The 750-nt window shown below is 40.7% G+C and carries 1 protein-coding gene; it reads right to left on the bottom strand.

The window, feature by feature from the left end; genetic code table 11:
- Positions 1–729, bottom strand: a 729-nt coding sequence (locus tag AC1M87_RS14745; protein WP_481594117.1) for an IS3 family transposase, incomplete at its 3' end; no start/stop codon positions are given.
- Positions 730–750: the final 21 nt, after the last annotated feature.

Genomic DNA, 750 nt, shown 5'->3' with positions numbered 1-750 from the left:
CATAGTTTTAAGTTTTTGTTCAGCCTCACAAGGGCTGATGCCATCATTAAATTGATGTGGTCGTATCTGATTGTAATATTTCATCAGATACAGACCGATATCTAGCTTTGCTTCTTCAATTGAGTGATATCCGAGTTTAGGAATCCATTCAGTCTTAAGGCTCCTGAAGATTCGTTCTGTTGGAGCATTATCCCAACAGTTACCTTTTCGGCTCATACTTTGTCGCATGTCATAATGCTCTAACCTCTGTCGAACGAGATGACTTTTATATTGGCTACCTGAGAAGCATTGCTTCGCAAGAGAATGAAAGATGACACCAACAGGCTTTCCTCTACGATGCCATGCTTCATCTAAAGCCTTAATCACTAAATGCTGATCTGCTTTTGCTGATATAGACCAACCAATGATTCGACGTGCATATAAATCAAGAACGATAGCAAGGTAAGCCCATGTTTTACCTGTCCAAATATATGTAATATCGCTGCTCCAAGCATGGTTAGGTTGAGCAGGTTTAAATTGCCTATTTAATGTATTTGGGGCAACAGGAATATCATCAACATTGCTTTGATACTTGTGCCTCTTACGCTGTTTGGAAACAAGCCCCAATTCACGCATCAACTTACGTACCAAATAGCGCCCAACACTAATACCTTGATTCAGTAGCATTGATCGAATTCCACGACTGCCGAGAGAGCAACGACTCTGTCTAAAAAGACTCTTGATCATCACTTTAAGCTTGATGCGATCTGG

The organism is Acinetobacter sp. 24-47-62 (assembly GCF_056779765.1).
This window is presented reverse-complemented; position numbering and strand designations above follow the sequence as displayed.